The organism is Proteus sp. Marseille-Q3619 (assembly GCF_965283115.1).
Window position 1 is genome coordinate 1,907,456 of sequence record NZ_CBDIMP010000001.1, and the last position, 17,842, is coordinate 1,925,297.

Consider the following 17,842-nt stretch of genomic DNA (forward strand, 5'->3'; position numbering starts at 1 on the left):
AACCGAGCTTTTCTTTTTTCTGCCCTAATATAGATAGACTCCCACTATTTTTCTCTCTATTCCTTATACAATGGATTTAAAACTCATTAGCACATCAATTGAGGTAAAAATGGAAAATAGTCGATTTAAGGATTTATATGAACAACTCAAAGCAGCCGGTGCAACAAACCCAAAATCATGGGCAAATAGTGAATTACAAGAAAACATTCCGCAGTTCGCACGATTCCTTGTACTAAAAGGACTCACCGATATCTATCGTGATATTGAGGAAAATATCAGTGAAATGGATATTTACTCTGATGAAGCAACCGAAGTATATCAAAAGCTTACTTCCCAACTTGATAATCAAGAACTTAAGGTATTGCTGCATTTCTATGGTAAATCAATTATTGGCAAGGTGATTGATATGCTTGATCAAAACTATCTTTATGACGTGAATGACAAGGTAGGTTGGTCTTTGATGGAACTCGATGGCAAAGGCACAACAACGGATAGATTAATCCAAGGTTTGCATGAAGACTTTCTTGAATTTGAAGAGTCAGAGCTTGCGCCAAACACTAAAGCATAAACAAAAAGGGCACAATCCTGCGCCCTTTTCTAATTAAACATAGTATTTAAAAACTAGTGTGCTTCATCCCAGTTATTACCAATACCCACTTCCACTTTCAACGGAATAGCTAATTCCATACTGCTTTCCATCAATTTATGGATCATGATATTTGCGTTCTCTAGGTAAGACTCTCGCACTTCAAACACTAACTCATCGTGTACTTGCATAATCATATGCACATCAGCAGGACATTCATTGCAAATCCAATTATCCACAGCAATCATAGCTTTTTTGATAATATCCGCAGCTGTACCCTGCATTGGCGCATTAATCGCCTCACGCTCTGAAGCTTTACGACGAATTGCATTCTTTGAATTAATTTCTGGTAAATAGAGGCGACGACCATCTAACGTTTCAACATAGCCTTGTTCAGACGCTTGTTTACGTGTGCGCTCCATATAGTCCAAGACACCTGGATAACGTTCAAAATAGAGATCCATATAACGCTGAGCTTCTCTTCTCTCAACACCAATCTGTTGCGATAAGCCAAATGCGCTCATGCCATAAATAAGACCAAAGTTGATCGCTTTCGCACTACGACGTTGCTCAGAGGTGACGTCTTCTAAAGGTATACCAAACACTTCAGATGCAGTTGCACGGTGAATATCTTTACCTTGAGCAAAGGCATCTAACAAACCTTTATCTTGCGATAAATGTGCCATGATCCGTAATTCAATTTGTGAATAGTCGGCAGCAACAATTTTAAAACCTTCACGCGCAATAAATGCTTGGCGAATTCGACGCCCTTCTTCATTTCTCACTGGAATATTTTGAAGATTCGGATCACGAGAAGATAAACGCCCCGTTGCCGTCACTGCTTGATGATATGAAGTATGTACACGCTTCGTCTTACTATTTACCATTAATGGTAATTTATCAGTATAGGTAGATTTCAGTTTCGCAAGACCACGATGCTCTAAGATTAAGCGAGGTAATTCATGGCTATGTGCTAATTCTTCTAATACTTCTTCATTGGTAGATGGCGCCCCTTTCGGGGTTTTCTTGATAACTGGCAATTGCAATTTATCAAATAAAATTTCTTGTAACTGCTTAGGTGAAGAGAGATTAAACTCTTGTCCAGCTAACGCAAACGTCTCTTTTTCAATTTCAGCCAAACGTTGTGTAATTTCTTGAGATTGAACAGCTAACACTTGAGCATCAATTAATACTCCCTTGCGTTCCATTCTAGAAAGCACAGGAACTAATGGCATTTCGATATCGCGGTAAACATGCTTAAGAGGCTCAATAGCGTCTATTTGAGGATATAGCGCTTGATGGAGTAATAAAGTGATATCGGCATCTTCAGCCGCATATAACGTCGCTTGCTCAACCTCAATTTGGTTAAAGGTGAGTTGACCTTTACCTTTACCCGCGATCTCTTCAAATGTCGTGGTTTTATGGTTTAAATGTTTTTCAGCCAAAGTATCCATATCATGTCGATTACTCACGCTATTTAATACGTAAGACTCCAACATCGTATCAAAATGAATACCGTTTAATTCGATACCTTCATTTTCCATAATGCCACGATCAAACTTCAAGTTTTGCCCAATTTTTAAAATATTTTTATCTTCTAAAATGGGTTTTAATGCCGCTAGCACTTCATTAACAGGAAGTTGGTCTGGCGCATCTAAATACTCATGACGTAGTGGAATATAAGCAGCTTTACTCGGCTCAATAGCAAATGATAATCCCACTAAACGAGCATCAATATTATTTAAGCTATCCGTTTCTGTATCGAATGCAAATGCAGGTGCTTTTTTGAGAAGCTCAACCCATCGCGCCAGACTTTCATGCGTTAAGACAGCTTCATAATTCTCTTGTGTAATAACAGGAAAATTAGCTGATACAGGTGCTTCTTTGGGGTTAACGGCTTCTGAGGTGTAAGGCACTGCAACTTTGTGTGTACTGCGTTGTGCTAACCAGCCACCATTTTGAAGATCACTTATCCAGCGTTTAAATTCATAACGCGTGAACATCTCTAATAATTGATCTAAATTTGGCTCATTAACCACTAAATCATCAAACGTTTTATCGAGTTCAACATCGGTTTTAATCGTTGCCAACTTATAAGAAAGTTTTGCCACTTTCTCATGCTCTGCCATTTTAGCGCCAAGTGTTTTAGCACCACGGAAACTCAATGTTGCAATATTATCAAGCTGTTGATAGATATCATCTAAACTACCAAGCCCTTGTAAAAGACCTAGTGCGGTTTTTTCACCAACACCAGGGACACCAGGGATGTTATCCGATGAATCGCCCATCAATGCGAGGAAATCAATAATCAGTTCAGGAGGAACGCCATATTTTTCTTTAACTTCATCAGGACCCAAAATAACGTTGGTCATGGTGTTAATCAGCGTGATCTTTGGCGTCACTAATTGCGCCATATCTTTATCGCCGGTGCTTATTAGGACATCACGCCCATCAGCCGCCGCTTTTAGTGCCAATGTTCCAATAACATCATCCGCTTCCACACCTGAAATAGATAACAAGGGTAAACCCATTGCTTGCACCATCTCATGTAAAGGCGCTATTTGTTCACGCAGATCATCTGGCATTGGAGGACGATTAGATTTGTATTCCTCATACAACTCATCACGGAATGTTTTACCTTTAGCGTCAAACACAACCGCAACATGGCTTGGCTTATACTGTATTATCAAGCTACGCAGCATGTTCAACACACCATACATCGCACCCGTTGGCTCACCTTGGCTATTGGTTAGCGGTGGAAAGGCATGATAGGCACGATAAAGGTATGAAGAGCCATCTACAAGGATAAAGGGGTTTTCTGCTATCTGGACCATAATCTGTTCATCATTGTTCTGAGGTTCGTTGATATGACTAGAATGCCACATCACAGCCCAATAGACGAATTTTACCTGTTCTTAAATGCAGAAATTCGGCTTAAATACTCAATTATTTATTATTAACCGAACTTAACAGAAAGAATAAGTATGAATGATAACTTAATATTAATTAAAGTACTTTTTTATCAGAAGCCATATCCATTAATCTGATTTCAATTAAAAACAAAGACTAAAAAGTAAACTTACTGTGTAATTTAGAAAGTATTTAAGATAGAGCTATTTATTCATCATAAATATTAACGTTCATATTAGTACCATCTTTTTTTTATTAAGGATTTATTTTTTAGACAACATCAGAAAACCTGTGGATAACTCTGTGAGTAGTTTTGTAACTCTCTCTATATTAATAAGTTAGCTTCCTTTTAAATTTATTAACACAATTAAAAAATCAATCACTTAGCGAAATCATTAAGATATTATAAATTAATCTCAATATTTTTTATTAATGTGGATAGTTATATTATGACAAAAATATGAAAGTAAAAAAAATAGCGCTCCTATTTCTTGAGTGCTATTTTTCATATAAGAATCTATATACTTTTACTTAGTCTATATAGGAAAAAATTAAGCCTATATTATTTTTTCAGCAATAATTGATTCACAATATCAGAATATGTTTTTGCATACTCTTCTGGTGATTTTGCGCTGATACCATCATTTTTCATTTTATATTTACCACCAATGATCATGGCAGGAACACCATTGATTTGGAAATCAGCGACAGCATTTTGTTGTTGGCTAACTAAAGAATTCACCACAAAACTATTCATTGCTGCATCATAATCTTCGCCTTTAACGCCAGCCTTAATAAAGGCATTACGGATATCGTCAACAGAGCGAATAGATTGAGTTTCTTGAATACCTTTAAATAAAACTGGAGAAACTTGATCTTCAACACCTAAGGCCATTGCTACAGCCCAAGAACGTGTTAAGTCTTTACCTAAAGGTCCTAAGAAATCAACGTGGTAGCGGACAATATTAGTATTTTCTGGGACATTCTTTTCAACAGTACTATTGACTTTATACACTTCAGAAAATTGATAACAATGTGGGCAATAAAAAGAGAAAAACTCAACAACATCAGGCGCTGATGCAACAGGTTTAGAAAGGTTCGTATACTGTTTTCCTTCAGAAAAATCAGCAGCAGAAACACTGAATGCTAACACCATACTTGCTAACGCCAGCCAAATCTTTTTCATTTCTCATCGTCTCCTAAGAATTAATACATTGGGCTAAGTTGTAAAGGAGGCTCATTTAACTGCTCCACTTGTCCCTTGAATAAGGCTAATTGTTTAAACCAAAAATCTTGCTCTTGAAACCAAATAAAAGCACGAGGGAAAGCAGGATCATTCCAGCGTTTTAATACCCACGCGAGATAATGCACCATTCTCATTGCTCTTAGTGGTTCAATTAATGACAATTCACGTAAATCAAAATCTTGGTATTCATAATAAGACTCAAGGATCGTATCTAACTGTATAACCTGTTCTTGCCGTGAGCCATTTAATAACATCCAAAAGTCTTGTACCGCAGATCCCATTCGGGAATCATCAAAATCAACCATTACAACTTCATCACGCCACAATATATTACCGGGATGGCAATCACCATGTAGCCGTAATATTTGCCATGCAGAGTCCTCTATTCTAGGACGCACATCATGAATAAGTTTATCTATAACCTCTATAAATTGAGGTTTGAGGTTATTAGGAATTAACGCACTACTTTCAAATTCTAATTTTGGCGCTATCAGATATTCTGCAATAGAAACTGTCGGTCGGTACTCATAACTCTTTTTTCTGCCTATTTGATGAATGCGCCCTAATGTGCGTCCTACTTCTTCTAGCTGAAATAAATTATCAGTTTCATATGCTCTTCCCCCTATGCTAGGGAATATTGCAAAATAAAAGCCATTATCAGAAAAATGAACTGTCTCACTATTAATCATTAAAGGGGCAGCAACGGATACCTCGGCCTCCTTTAATGCTAAAACAAATTCATGTTCTTCTTTTATTTGTTCATACGACCAGCGTTGAGGACGATAAAATTTCACCACATAACGTTGTCGATGCTCATCCATAAATTGAAAAACACGATTTTCATAGCTATTTAATTCCGTTAACCCTGACTCAGGATAAAAACCGATTTTAACTAACGCGTCCCAAATGTTATCAGGTGAAAGTCCCTGAAAATTAAATGAGGCAGACATTTCCATTTTCTATCCTGAATTTAATCTTTAATCACGCCACGAGCACGTAAAATGGCGGTTTTAAAATCTTCTTCGTAATCTTTTTTCAGTCCTGGTATCACATCTGTTGGCGCTGAACCGCGCATTTTCAGATGGTAAATCAAAATATCATCAGTCAGATCAGATAATTGACCTTTAAAACCCGCTTCATCAGCCAGTTTCTGCAATAATTGAATTAAGTTTAAATCAGAATTTTCTTCCCAAACTGGGTGCAATAATTCCATAACTTCATTAAGACGGTGACATTTCATACAAAAAATCCTTATTATTAATTACAACAACAAAGTACCAATTATTATCCGATAGAAAAAGGAAACCTCTGTCAATATGCGTAAAGATTACGCTTTTTTGATAAAAATTGCTGTCGCTTTACATGAAATCTCATTAAGTCGATATTTTTTATTAGTATATCGTCTTTCCTTGATAAAAATCGTTCGGAAAATTTAGCCAATTTATTCACAAATATTGAATATGAAAATGAAGAATATTACAGGCGGTATACTTGCGGGTGGCCAAGCAACACGAATGGGAGGGGCTGATAAAGGGCTTCAAATTCTACATGGACAGCCTTTATACCGCCATATTGCCCAAAAACTAGCACCGCAAGTTGATAGCATACTGATTAGTGCTAACCGAAATTTAGAACAATATCGCCAAAGCCAATATCCTGTTATTACAGATGAAATAGAAGGATTTTCAGGGCCTTTAGCTGGCATGCTCACGTTATTAAAGCAAGCTTCAACACCTTGGGTTGCCTTTGTACCTTGCGATGTCCCTTATTTTCCTCTTAATTTAGTTGAAAAACTCTATGAGCAAAGAGGCGAAGCATTAGCCGTTTATGTTGATGATGGTGAAAGAGAACATCCAACCTTAGCACTGCTAAATCGTCGTATTATTCCTATGCTAGAAACTTATTTAGCACAAGGTGATCGAAAATTAATGTTGTTTATGAAACAGATAAATGCGCACTCTGTTTTATTCGCGGATCAAGCAAGTGCTTTTATTAATTTAAATACCCCTGACGATATTGAAAAAGCCAACAAATTAAAAAAATAGGAATGAAAAATATGGCACAAGTAGATTTACCCCTTTTAGGGATCACGGCGTGGAGTGGAACGGGTAAAACGACACTACTAAAACAGCTTATTCCAGAATTACGCAAAAGAGAAATTCGTGTAGGCATGATCAAGCACACTCATCATGATATGGATGTGGATAAGCCCGGAAAAGACAGTTACGAACTCAGAAAAGCAGGAGCAGATCAGACATTAGTCGCAAGCCAACAACGTTGGGCATTAATGACAGAGACTCCAGAACTACCAGAATTAGATTTGTATTACCTCGCATCTCGTTTTGATACGAGTAAGCTAGATTTAATCTTAGTCGAAGGCTTTAAAGGTGAAGCTATTCCTAAAATTGCGCTCTATCGCCATATCAACGAACGTGATTTTAATGACTTACTTGATGAGCACGTTATTGCCGTCGCCAGTGATTGTGATTTAAGTGTGGATTTTCCACTACTAGATATCAACGCACCCGAGGCTATTGCAGAATTTATTGCAGATTGGCTGAAACAGACGAAATAAAGGTCGCAAATCATAAAGCGCCTTATAAAAGCAAGGCGCTTTAGTTTCAATTAAATAGAGGAAATTAAGCAAAAATAATTGCTTGATAAGGTTGAAGAATAAGGCCACCTTGTGCATCTTCCACTATTGGGCTGTTATGCAAATAAATATCTTTAGCTTTAATGGTAAGTGCTTTTTCTTCACCACTAAAATTACAGTAAATATTGACTGAGTTACCATCATCAGTACGCTTAAAAGCAATCACATTTTCTGGTGAAACCAACGGCGAGAATTCACCATAGACCAAAATATCACTGATCTTTGAATGTCGTCTTAATGCAATTAATTGTTGATAATAAGCGAAAAGAGAATGTTTATCTTGTGTCTCTTGCTCTGCATTAATATCCACATAATTAGGGTTAACTTTTAGCCATGGCTTTCCTGTGCTAAAACCACCATTTATTTCACGATCCCATTGAAAAGGTGTTCTTGAATTATCACGGCTGCGGTCATTAAAGTATTCAATTATTTGCTCGTCGCTATAACCTAATTTTTTGCCCCACTCATGTAATTTAAAAACATGCAAATCATCATGTTCTTCTAATGTCATTGGGCAATTAGTCATGCCAATTTCTTGCCCTTGATAAATAAAAGGTGTTCCTCGTTGAGTTAATAAAAATGTCGCTAACATTTTGGCACTAGTTACATTAATCGCTCCTTTAGGAAGAAATTTATTTAATGAACGAGGCTGATCATGATTTTCTAAATAAGGTGCTCCCCAACCTACGCGTTGAGTATCTAGCTGACTTTTAATAAATACAGGTTTTAATCTTTCACCTGTGATTGGATTAATGGTAAATGGTTTCTCATTACGAATATCTAAATCAGCGATACTAAAATCAAATACCATGGAAAAATAACCATTCTCGCCAACATAAGCGCGTAAATCTTTTTCAGGTACATCAATTTCTGCAACCGTCATACTATTTGCAGGCTTAAAAGTATTCTCGACTAATTCAGTTAAAAACTTATCAATACCAGGTTGATTTAATACCCAAGGCACTAAAGACGCTGAACCATCATCTTTATCAGGTTCAAATTGATATTCAGATAAAGCTTCAGGTGATTTTTTTAAATTACCAATCGCATCAATACGAAATCCTGCAACACCTTTTTTGATCCAGACATTTATCATGTTGATAATATCTTTACGTAATTGTGGGTTTTCCCAGTTTAAATCCGGTTGTTCAGGGCCAAAGGAATTGAAATACCAACGATTAGTTTCTCCAACACGACTCCAAACGGAGCAATCAAAATAAGTGCGTAAATTATTAGGAGGAGTCGGCTTATCCCATTGTTTAAAAATATAATAATCGCTATATGGGCTATTAGGATCTTCAATTGCCGCTTTAAACCAAGGATGCTCATCAGAAGAGTGATTTAATACTAAATCTAATAGAATTTTAATATCACGTTTTTTAGCTTCGCTAATAAGTTTATCTAATGCGTTATTATCGCCAAAGATAGGATCGACAACAGAATAATCAGCAATATCATAACCATTGTCTTTCATTGGTGATTTAAAAATCGGACATAACCAAATAACGTTTGTACCAAGTGACTGAATATAATCTAATTTCTCCGTGATCCCAGCTAAATCGCCGACACCATCCCCGTTACTATCATAATAACTCTTGGGATAAATTTGATAGACCACGGCATCTTTCCACCAAGTATTAGACATATTCACCTCACTAAGGTAATTAGCAAATATGGAACTGTTCCATAATTAATATAAGATACTATAGGCACTAAAAGAGAGGGTAAGGTAATTAACATACTAAAATGTGAAATAGCTCATACTAAAAAAACACAATTACCTCAATAAAGATGGGTTTGTCATAATCATATTAAGATATATTAGGTCATCAACTAATTGAAAGGAGCAACAGCATATTCAATGGCCGGGATCCGTGATGTCGCAAAAAAAGCCAATGTCGCAGCAAGCACTGTTTCCAGAGCATTAAATAACAGTGGCTATGTGTCTCAAGCTGCACGAGAAAAAATAAAAAAAGCGGTTGAGGAATTAGATTATATTCCAGATACTTGGCTAAGAAATTTATATCAACAAAAGAGTGCTGTTGTTGGTGTCATTATTAATAGCCTTGAATACCCTTATTTTGCGACAGTGACACGTTTTATTGAAAATAAACTCGCTGAAAATGGCTATAGCATGATGTTATGTGCAACACAAAATAGCAAAGTACGTGAACGTATATTTTTTGATATGCTTAAACGCGGTCAGATCGACGGTATTATTGCAGAATATCTGTTATTGGATGATAGTGAATATCAGCATATTCAAAGACCGGTGGTAACGCTAGACCGTCATCTTCGTGATATTCCATTAGTGTGTTCCGATCACCATACTGGTGGTCGATTAGCAGCAGAACACCTTATTCAAAAAGGTTGCCAAAAAATCCTCTATATTGAAGATAATTCAAGTTATTTATCATCAACCCCTTCATATCAAAGCTGTTTAGCTTTTAAAGAAACGCTCATTCAGGCAGGTATTAAACCTATTCCTTGTAAAGTAAATTGGAAAGAAGAAGAGAAAGACTATTTTCACTCTTTTGCAACAAAAATACTTTCTTTGCATTCAGAGATCGATGCTATTTTTGCTGCTGATATTCCCGCCATGGCATTATTTAATGAAGCAACAAGACGAAATATTGCCATTCCAGAACAATTAAAAATAGTTGCTTACGATGGTAGTCCTTGGTTAAACCAAACACTGAGCCAATTAACCTGTATTGAGCAACCCTTTGAAAAACTGGCTGAAAAAAGCGTAGAAGTGATTAGTGCATTAATTGAGAATAAAACAATCACAGATAACATCTCTGTTATTCCAGTGAAGTTTATTCAAGGTGAAAGTAGTTAAAACATATATTATGAAGTCAATTATTCCTTTATTGCCTCTAAGTTATCGAGGCAATAAAAAACGTTATTGATTCAACTCTTGTAATAATTTGGCATTGAGATACAGTTTTTCACGACCAATACTCATTTCTTCCAATACTCCAATCTCAACCAATTGCTTGAGATATATTGATGCAGTTTGCCGTTTAGCTATACCCTGTTGAACAAGATTATCAATTCGACAATATGGCTGCGTAAAAAGGACATGGATTAGCTCATGAGTGTATATTTTAGGAAGGTTTTCACGTACATAATCTGTTGTTTCTTCCATTAGTTGACGTATAGATAATATTTTACTTGTTGTCCATTGAGATGTGTTTTCAATAGCCTCTAACATAAATAATATCCAAGATCCCCAATCACCTTCTTCTGTCACTTTACGTAAAAGCATGTAGTAATCATCACGCTTCTCCAAAATAAAACGAGATAAATAAAGAATGGGTAATGTAAGTAATCCGCTTTGAATTAAATACAAAATATTAAGTATTCGCCCTGTTCTACCGTTCCCGTCAGGGAATGGATGAATGCATTCAAACTGATAATGTGCAATAGCCATTTTTACTAATGGGTCTAAATCATCTTCATTGTGTATAAAACGCTCCCAATTTGACAGTAAATTACGAATAGATTCTTCACCCTCTGGTGGCGTATACACCACATGATTATTCTGATCACGTAATACGGTACCAGGAGTTTTTCTTATATCAGTTTGTATTGCGCGTAATTTGGTGCAGATTGCTATCGCCGTGTTGGTACAAAGTGGATAAGTTTCAAGATGAGTATAACCATCATAAAGGGCAGTACGATAACGAAGTGCTTCTTTAGTTGCAGGATCAGCACCGACTTGGTGATCAATATACTGAAAAAGCTGATCACTGGTTGTTACAATGTTTTCAATACGTGAAGAGTCTTTTGCTTCCAATATTGGAAGGATATTTATCAATAATTCCTGATCAGGAATTAATTCTCCTGCTGTTTTTAATTCAGCAATTGCTGAGCGCGCATTGATGCACGCTTTCAATATTTCACGTGTTTCAATGAGTTCCAGAGCTGGTGGTAATAATGGCAGATCGTTATAGAGTATTTTAGGAGGCCAGCTCATATGTTTATAAAACTCATTTATATCGACATATAGCTATAATATGTCGATACCATAAACATGTCTCGCTATTATGTTTATAAAAACGCATTTTATCGACATATCGCCATAATATGTCGATACCATAAAAAAACGCCAAAGAAAGTTACCCTTCTCTAGCGTTTTCTTTGATTATGTTTTACTTCAAAATTGAGTAAAAGCTATCGTTCTTATTTTGCAGGACGAACTGCAATAACTTCAATTTCTACACGCCATGCTGGATTAGCCAGTTTTGCGATTTGGAAAGTTGAACGAGCTGGTAGTTGGTCAGTTTTAGAAGCATCAAAGTACTTAGAATAACCGTCCATAAAGCCTTTAAAGTCCATCTCACCTTTAGTTTCTTCGCCACCAACTAGGAAGACTTGCATTTTCACAACGTCTTTCATATCTAGGCCAAGTTCATTTAAGTGAGTTTTGATTTGTTCTAATACACTGATAGTTTGTTCTTCAGTATTACCATAAGACGCTAATACGCCTTCTGGTGCATCTGCTGATTTCTTAGCCGGTACTTTACCGCTTAAGAAAACAAGGTTGTTACCTGCACTTACTTCAACAGACTCAGAAATAGGCATACCGTTTAATTTATGGTGTACAACACCTTCCGCATTCGCGCTTGCTACACCAAAAATAAAAGGCAAGGCAACAAGTAAACTTTTATAACGCATGAAAACTCCTTAACATGTTTAATTTACAGTAAAACAAGGGGTTATTTACTTTTTAAAGCGATCCATACTAAATGGTGTTGGATCAATAACAGGTTTCTTACCTGTAACGATATCAGCAGTCACTTCACCAGCTGCAGGGCCTTCGGTCATACCCCATACGGTTGCAGTATTGATAACTAGGCCAGGGTATTCTTTGACTTCAGAAATAATAGGTAATTCATCAAATGTTGGACTAACTACTGCGCCCCAACGTTCAACAACTTGTGATTTTTCAAATACTGGGAATTCAGCTTTCATTCTTTGGAATACAGCATCCAAGTGCTCAGTATTTTGCGTTGCTGTTGCAACACGATATTGTTCAAACGGTGTTTTTTCATCTAATTTCCAAGATGTTGCCATCTTGAATGAGTTGAATAAATCTTCACCGATAGAGAATTCTAATGGCAGCTCACCACCACCTAATAGGTGCATGAACTTAGGCCCTAACAAGAAGCTATCTTTCACGATAGAGCTTGTGAAAATACGAGGTGCGACAGCATAAGTACCATCGGCTTGCTCACGGAAATGGATACCGTTTGGTAAATGCACGTTACCACGAGGTGCACCCGGAACACCTGATACACGTTGCTGTGATAAGTAAACATTCAGCGTTGGAATATCAATGCCCATGTTACCCATAAATAAACGTGACCAAATACCACCAGCAAGAACAACGTGAGATGTTCTAATTGCACCTTTTTCTGTTACAACATCAGAAATTTTACCACCAGCAGTTTCGATGCCTCTTACCGCGCAGTTGGTATAGATTTTTACGCCAATTTGTTTAGCGTAGCGTGCTAATGCAGGCGTACCTGTTTCTGGATCAACAGAACCTGAGTCTTCTTCAAAAGCGGCCACAGTCCATGGTGTTTGAGCTCCAACAAGGCGGTTTGATAACTCTTCACCTTTAATAATGCGCGTATTTAATGGTGTATCAAATCCAGCCGTTTCTTTTGCTGTTTTGATCCACTCTTGCGCTTTATCAAATGCTTTTTCATCTGCAAGGGCTTCTACTCGACCTTGTGTACGATAACTGGTATCAGCACCAATCTTTTCGTTCATTCCACGCCATAAGATTTTCCCGTAATGGTGTAATGGGAAAATTTCTGGTGATGTTTGATAACTAATAATTTGGCTGTATGCTCGGCCTGATTGTTCACCGCCAATCTCGCCTTTTTCTAAAATAGTGACACTCATGCCTCGTTCTGCAAGGTTGATAGCAGTCATGATACCTTGGATACCACCACCAATAATCACTGCATCAGACTCTTTAGGCAGCGCACCCTCTGTACCTTCAACAAATGATGCTCTAGATTTAGCTTCAACGAATTTGCCATCACGGCGAACCATTGGAACTAACGCAGCACCACCGGCTAAAACACCCGCAGCACCAACACCTAAAAGCAGCTTTCTCCTTGAAATTTTCATCTTCTACCTCAGTAATGGATTTACTATTTATATTTATAATGTTGTTCATTTATTTCTTTAAAACTGAATAATACCATAGTTCATTATATTGTTAATAATTATAATTATTTGTTAATCATTTCTTAAGATAACAATATCCATAGATACAACATGGTTACTTTAACCATTTTTTTTCATAGAAATTCATCATTTAATGAGCTAGCGATGAAATCCTTGCGTTTATTATCAATTGATAAATAAGAAGATATTAAGAATGGAATAAATTTTTAATAGAAAAAGAAATTGTTTAAATAATTAACATTTTGATACAAATGACAAGGAGGGGCTGTAAAGCATTGTTTACAAAACAAGCAAAATCTATCGCACAATTGCATAAAATAAAAAGATGATCTGACTATCTAATAGCCTTATTTTTACAAAATAAGTAATTTTATCTAGTAACTGGTTTATGGGTCAGTAAGTAGACGAATATACTTTTTGGAAAATACGTAGAAAAGAGGATATTCGAGTTCGAAATAAAACTGGGGTAAGTACAAATTCTGACTAGTCCTGATATAGGTTGACAACTTTTCAGGCATAAAACGCTCGATGTACTTCATCGGGCGTTTTATAGTTTAACGATAAGTGTGGCCGTTTTTCATTATAGAGTTGGATTGATTCTTCTACTAATTTTCTTGCTTGTTCCAGATTACTCGGTTTTATCAGTAGATACTCCATTTTTAATATTCCATTAATTCGTTCTGCTAAGGCATTTTGATAACAATCATACCCATCAGTCATAGAACATTGAATATTATGCTCTTTATGTATCTCCTGATATTCCGAAGAACAATACTGTATCCCTCGATCTGAATGATGGATTAACGAAGTTGTCGAAGTCCGTTTTTTTAACGCCTGAACCAACGATTTCTTCACTGAACTTGTTTTCATATTGTTATCTAAATGATATCCCACGATTTTTCGTGAATACGCATCCGTAATTAAACTTAAATAAGTATCACCTTCATACGTCGATAAATAGGTAATATCTGCTACCCAAAGCTGTTCTGGTTGTGTGGGGATAAACCCTGACTTAATTAAATTTGGATGCCGATAAAAACGATGATGGCTTAAGGTTGTTCGATGATAAGCCCGTTTATTAGGCACCAGTAACTGATGTTCCTTCAATAAAGAAAATAGCCGATCACGACCAATAACCATCTGTTTTTGCTTTAAAATAAAATGTAATTTACGCCCACCCAGTCGAGGTTGTAAGACTCGTTCAGATTTAACAACATCAATGATGGCCGAATCGGCTTTCTTTCGTTCCTCAGTTCTATCCAGTCTCTTGTAATAAGCCTGTCGGCTGATCTGCATAAAACGGCAAGCAATTGTTACGGTGAGGTTTTTAACCGTTTTTTCTTTAATAACTCGGCTTTGCGCTTTTTTGACAAACGAACTCCAAAGTCTCTATCCATGACTTTAACCACTGCTTCGAAGAAATCGGATTTAAGCCGAGCCTCTTCAAGTTCCTTTTCAAGGATCTTAATGCGTTGTTCCGGCGTTTGTTGTTCAGAAGATTGGGTCATAGCTGAACCTCTATAAAAAGTATCAGGGGTACCGTTTGACCAATCTAACCTACCATGCTTACGAAGCCAAACTAAAACAGTAGAGCATCCTTGTATACCATAGCGATCTTGGGCTTGTTTATAGGTTATTTCGCCTTTTTCAACTTGGTCAACAAGCTGTAATTTAAAAGCGAGAGAATAATCGCGTTGAGTTCGTTTAGTGATTGGTTTCATTACACTCTCCAATTTCAGATTGGAAAAGTGTCAACCTTATTCAGGACGGGTCATTCTCAATAAAAAAAGCCAGAGGGTTAACTCTAGCTTTTTACATAATAATAAAAATAAGCTTAAGCGATATAAATGAAAATAGCTTATCTCATCGTAACAAATTCTTCTGCTGCAGTTGGGTGGATTGCCACAGTATCATCAAAGTCTTTTTTCGTTGCGCCCATTTTCAGAGCCACAGCAAAACCTTGTAGCATTTCATCCATACCAAACCCAATACCATGAATACCAACAATTTTTTCGTCTGCACCAACACAAACCAACTTCATACGACATGGTTGACGATGACGAGTTACAGCACTATACATTGCTGTGAAAGACGATTTGTACACTTTGACTTGATCAGCACCGTACTGCTCAACCGCTTGAGGCTCTGTTAAACCAACAGTACCAATAGCTGGATGACTAAATACCACTGTTGGGATATTTGAATAGTCTAAGTGTTCGTTAGGTTTGTTGTTAAATAAACGCTCTGACAAACGACGCCCTGCGGCAACAGCAACCGGTGTTAATTCAACTGCACCTGTATTATCGCCAACAGCATAAATTCCTTTTACATTGGTATTTTGGAATTTATCGACTTTGATATAGCCTTTTTCATTTAACTCGACACCCGTTACCGCCAGATTCAGGTTATCCGTTGCTGGCTCACGACCAATTGCCCAGATTAATGTATCAACTGTCTGCTCTGTGCCGTTTTCCAGTTGTAGCGTTAAACTTCCGTCTGCATTCTTAATCACGGCTTTAGGAATAGCGTGTGTATGTAACTTAGGCCCTTCGGTTTCCATCACTTCTAACAGTGTTTCAACGATTAATGGGTCAAAATTACGCAGTGGCGCATGTTTACGCACAAATAGGTGCGTTTCACTACCTAAAGCATTTAACACACCGGCAAGTTCAACAGCGATATAACCTGCGCCAACAACAGCAACACGTTTTGGTAAAGCTTTTAATTCAAAGAAGCCATCAGAATTAATACCATACTCAGCACCTGGAATATTAGGTTGAACAGGACGACCGCCTGTTGCAATCAGAATATTATCAGCCGTGATCTTTTCGCCATTAACTTCAATCGTATTGGCATCAACAAAACGAGCAAACCCTTGGATAACATCAACTTTGTTATTACCTAAGACACGGTCATAAGATTGATGAATACGGTCAATATAAGCAGAACGACTACTAATTAGTGTATCCCAATCAAAACGGTTCACTGTGGTATCAAAACCATAATCAGGACCGTATTGATGAATAGCTTCAGCAATTTGTGCTGCATGCCACATCACTTTTTTAGGTACACAACCCACGTTAACACAAGTGCCACCTAACGCTTTCGCTTCAATTAATGCACATTTTTGGCCATACATTGCCGCTCTATTAATTGATGCAATACCGCCACTACCGCCACCGATGGCGATGTAATCGTAATGTTTGCTCGTCATTTCTCTGATCCATTTATCTGTAGAAAAATAGGTAACTCACAGGCTAAGTCTGTCATATCATGATGTCTATTATGACAAAATTTAAAACATAGCACGTCAGATTTTAGCTTTTACAGTAATAGGCAAAAACAATAATAAAGATGCTTATTCTGGTACAACCCACTCAACTAATGTATGTCCAATACCCTCAGGAACTAAGGTTTTATGTAACCAAGGGAGTATTGATTTCATTTGTGATTCTAATTTCCAAGGCGGATTAATCACAATCATGCCTGATGCAGTCATCCCTAGTTGATCACTATCGGGTTTTACTGCTAATTCAATTTGTAAAATCTTACGGATCCCTGTTGCTTCAAGCTCTTTTAACATGCGTTTGATTTGCTGACGGTGAACAACAGGATACCAAATCGCATAAGTTCCTGTCGCAAAGCGCTTATGGCCTTCAACAACACCTTTAACAACAGCAGAATAGTCTTGTTTGAGTTCATAAGGTGGATCAATTAATGCGAATCCACGACGACTTGGCGGAGGTAACTTAGATTTTAATTGGCCAAAACCATCTTCACGAGAAACTCTAACTCGCTCGTCACGAGAGAATTCGGTACGTAATAAAGGAAAATCCGTTGGATGTAATTCTGTTAGCGCTAAGGAATCTTGTTCTCTTAGTAATTTGCTCGCTAATAGAGGTGATCCCGGATAATAACGCAGTTCCCCACTTGCGTTTAATTCTCCAACCGCTTCAAGGTAAGGCAAAATAAGCTCAGGCACTTCTTCTTGCTGCCATAAGCGTGCGATCCCTTCTAAATATTCGCCAGTGCGAGTCGCATGAGCATTGGTTAATTGATAACGTCCAGCGCCAGCATGAGTATCAAGATAAAGAAAAGGTTTCTCTTTCTCTTTTAAAGACTCAATGATGAGTGTTTGAACAATATGTTTTAAAACATCGGCGTGGTTGCCAGCATGGAAACTATGGCGATAGCTCAGCATTCTTTATCTTCCGTTAGAAATAAGTATAGCTTAGTA

The 17,842-nt window shown here is 37.2% G+C and carries 15 protein-coding genes; 4 read left to right on the top strand and 11 right to left on the bottom strand.

Going from position 1 to position 17,842, the window contains the following annotated elements; all coding sequences use genetic code 11:
• The first annotated feature begins 109 nt into the window (after nucleotides 1-109).
• A complete protein-coding gene (locus ACWPWK_RS08745; protein WP_109374235.1) occupies nucleotides 110-568 on the top strand; it encodes a hypothetical protein in 459 nt (152 codons plus the stop codon).
• Nucleotides 569-621: 53 nt separating this feature from the next.
• On the opposite strand, the gene polA is transcribed toward ACWPWK_RS08745, so the two are convergent.
• The 4 genes from polA to ACWPWK_RS08765 form a co-directional block, all read right to left on the bottom strand.
• Nucleotides 622-3,420 (bottom strand): DNA polymerase I, encoded by a 2,799-nt coding sequence (gene polA / locus ACWPWK_RS08750; protein WP_109374256.1) that lies wholly within the window; start codon nucleotides 3,418-3,420, stop codon nucleotides 622-624.
• A gap of 638 nt (nucleotides 3,421-4,058) precedes the next feature.
• The gene (dsbA, locus tag ACWPWK_RS08755) at nucleotides 4,059-4,682 is read right to left on the bottom strand and encodes a thiol:disulfide interchange protein DsbA (RefSeq protein ID WP_109374234.1); all 624 of its coding nucleotides are present in this window, start codon (nucleotides 4,680-4,682) and stop codon (nucleotides 4,059-4,061) included.
• Between the two features lie 20 nt (nucleotides 4,683-4,702).
• The gene (locus ACWPWK_RS08760; protein ID WP_109374233.1) at nucleotides 4,703-5,698 is read right to left on the bottom strand and encodes a serine/threonine protein kinase; all 996 of its coding nucleotides are present in this window, start codon (nucleotides 5,696-5,698) and stop codon (nucleotides 4,703-4,705) included.
• 14 nt (nucleotides 5,699-5,712) lie between these two features.
• Nucleotides 5,713-5,982 (bottom strand): YihD family protein, encoded by a 270-nt coding sequence (locus ACWPWK_RS08765; protein WP_023583277.1) that lies wholly within the window; start codon nucleotides 5,980-5,982, stop codon nucleotides 5,713-5,715.
• A gap of 220 nt (nucleotides 5,983-6,202) precedes the next feature.
• Here ACWPWK_RS08765 and mobA point away from each other — a divergent pair, with 220 nt between their 5' ends.
• Together mobA and mobB are read left to right on the top strand one after the other, a co-directional pair.
• Nucleotides 6,203-6,787 carry a molybdenum cofactor guanylyltransferase MobA gene (gene mobA, locus ACWPWK_RS08770; protein ID WP_109374232.1) on the top strand — a complete coding sequence of 195 codons (585 nt, stop codon included), beginning with the start codon at nucleotides 6,203-6,205 and terminating at the stop codon, nucleotides 6,785-6,787.
• A gap of 11 nt (nucleotides 6,788-6,798) precedes the next feature.
• Nucleotides 6,799-7,317 carry a molybdopterin-guanine dinucleotide biosynthesis protein MobB gene (mobB, locus tag ACWPWK_RS08775; RefSeq protein ID WP_109374231.1) on the top strand — a complete coding sequence of 173 codons (519 nt, stop codon included), beginning with the start codon at nucleotides 6,799-6,801 and terminating at the stop codon, nucleotides 7,315-7,317.
• A 64-nt stretch (nucleotides 7,318-7,381) separates the two neighbouring features.
• Here mobB and ACWPWK_RS08780 read toward each other — a convergent pair whose 3' ends face one another.
• The gene (locus tag ACWPWK_RS08780) at nucleotides 7,382-9,040 is read right to left on the bottom strand and encodes an alpha-glucosidase (protein WP_109374230.1); all 1,659 of its coding nucleotides are present in this window, start codon (nucleotides 9,038-9,040) and stop codon (nucleotides 7,382-7,384) included.
• A 216-nt stretch (nucleotides 9,041-9,256) separates the two neighbouring features.
• On the opposite strand from ACWPWK_RS08780, the gene ACWPWK_RS08785 reads away from it, so the two are divergent.
• Complete coding sequence (locus tag ACWPWK_RS08785; RefSeq protein WP_109374229.1) at nucleotides 9,257-10,237, top strand: LacI family DNA-binding transcriptional regulator; 981 nt, start codon at nucleotides 9,257-9,259, stop codon at nucleotides 10,235-10,237.
• 63 nt (nucleotides 10,238-10,300) lie between these two features.
• Here the strand turns inward: ACWPWK_RS08785 and fic are convergent, their stop codons facing one another.
• The 6 genes from fic to ACWPWK_RS08815 all read right to left on the bottom strand — a co-directional run bounded on the left by fic (nucleotide 10,301) and on the right by ACWPWK_RS08815 (nucleotide 17,806).
• Nucleotides 10,301-11,377 carry a protein adenylyltransferase Fic gene (fic, locus tag ACWPWK_RS08790; RefSeq protein ID WP_109374228.1) on the bottom strand — a complete coding sequence of 359 codons (1,077 nt, stop codon included), beginning with the start codon at nucleotides 11,375-11,377 and terminating at the stop codon, nucleotides 10,301-10,303.
• Nucleotides 11,378-11,583: 206 nt separating this feature from the next.
• Complete coding sequence (locus ACWPWK_RS08795; protein ID WP_006534642.1) at nucleotides 11,584-12,078, bottom strand: RidA family protein; 495 nt, start codon at nucleotides 12,076-12,078, stop codon at nucleotides 11,584-11,586.
• 45 nt (nucleotides 12,079-12,123) lie between these two features.
• Nucleotides 12,124-13,545, bottom strand: a complete 1,422-nt coding sequence (locus tag ACWPWK_RS08800; RefSeq protein WP_109374227.1) for an NAD(P)/FAD-dependent oxidoreductase — start codon at nucleotides 13,543-13,545, stop codon at nucleotides 12,124-12,126.
• Nucleotides 13,546-14,115: 570 nt separating this feature from the next.
• Nucleotides 14,116-15,326 (bottom strand): IS3 family transposase gene (locus tag ACWPWK_RS08805; RefSeq protein WP_454208151.1). Its coding sequence is split into 2 segments (ribosomal slippage): nucleotides 14,116-14,984 and nucleotides 14,984-15,326, totalling 1,212 coding nucleotides; the frame shifts between segments, so codons are not numbered across the junction.
• A gap of 137 nt (nucleotides 15,327-15,463) precedes the next feature.
• Nucleotides 15,464-16,819: a glutathione-disulfide reductase gene (gene gorA / locus ACWPWK_RS08810; RefSeq protein WP_099075969.1), complete on the bottom strand. Its 1,356-nt coding sequence runs from the start codon at nucleotides 16,817-16,819 to the stop codon at nucleotides 15,464-15,466.
• A 144-nt stretch (nucleotides 16,820-16,963) separates the two neighbouring features.
• The gene (locus tag ACWPWK_RS08815) at nucleotides 16,964-17,806 is read right to left on the bottom strand and encodes a 23S rRNA (adenine(2030)-N(6))-methyltransferase RlmJ (protein WP_109374314.1); all 843 of its coding nucleotides are present in this window, start codon (nucleotides 17,804-17,806) and stop codon (nucleotides 16,964-16,966) included.
• Between the last annotated feature and the right edge of the window lie 36 nt (nucleotides 17,807-17,842).

Coding starts and splice junctions, on each gene's coding strand:
- ACWPWK_RS08745 (WP_109374235.1), top strand. CDS start 110: ATGGAAAATAGTCGATTTAAGGATTTATATGAACAACTCAAAGCAGCC.
- polA (WP_109374256.1), bottom strand. CDS start 3,420: ATGGTCCAGATAGCAGAAAACCCCTTTATCCTTGTAGATGGCTCTTCA.
- dsbA (WP_109374234.1), bottom strand. CDS start 4,682: ATGAAAAAGATTTGGCTGGCGTTAGCAAGTATGGTGTTAGCATTCAGT.
- ACWPWK_RS08760 (WP_109374233.1), bottom strand. CDS start 5,698: ATGGAAATGTCTGCCTCATTTAATTTTCAGGGACTTTCACCTGATAAC.
- ACWPWK_RS08765 (WP_023583277.1), bottom strand. CDS start 5,982: ATGAAATGTCACCGTCTTAATGAAGTTATGGAATTATTGCACCCAGTT.
- mobA (WP_109374232.1), top strand. CDS start 6,203: ATGAAAATGAAGAATATTACAGGCGGTATACTTGCGGGTGGCCAAGCA.
- mobB (WP_109374231.1), top strand. CDS start 6,799: ATGGCACAAGTAGATTTACCCCTTTTAGGGATCACGGCGTGGAGTGGA.
- ACWPWK_RS08780 (WP_109374230.1), bottom strand. CDS start 9,040: ATGTCTAATACTTGGTGGAAAGATGCCGTGGTCTATCAAATTTATCCC.
- ACWPWK_RS08785 (WP_109374229.1), top strand. CDS start 9,257: ATGGCCGGGATCCGTGATGTCGCAAAAAAAGCCAATGTCGCAGCAAGC.
- fic (WP_109374228.1), bottom strand. CDS start 11,377: ATGAGCTGGCCTCCTAAAATACTCTATAACGATCTGCCATTATTACCA.
- ACWPWK_RS08795 (WP_006534642.1), bottom strand. CDS start 12,078: ATGCGTTATAAAAGTTTACTTGTTGCCTTGCCTTTTATTTTTGGTGTA.
- ACWPWK_RS08800 (WP_109374227.1), bottom strand. CDS start 13,545: ATGAAAATTTCAAGGAGAAAGCTGCTTTTAGGTGTTGGTGCTGCGGGT.
- gorA (WP_099075969.1), bottom strand. CDS start 16,819: ATGACGAGCAAACATTACGATTACATCGCCATCGGTGGCGGTAGTGGC.
- ACWPWK_RS08815 (WP_109374314.1), bottom strand. CDS start 17,806: ATGCTGAGCTATCGCCATAGTTTCCATGCTGGCAACCACGCCGATGTT.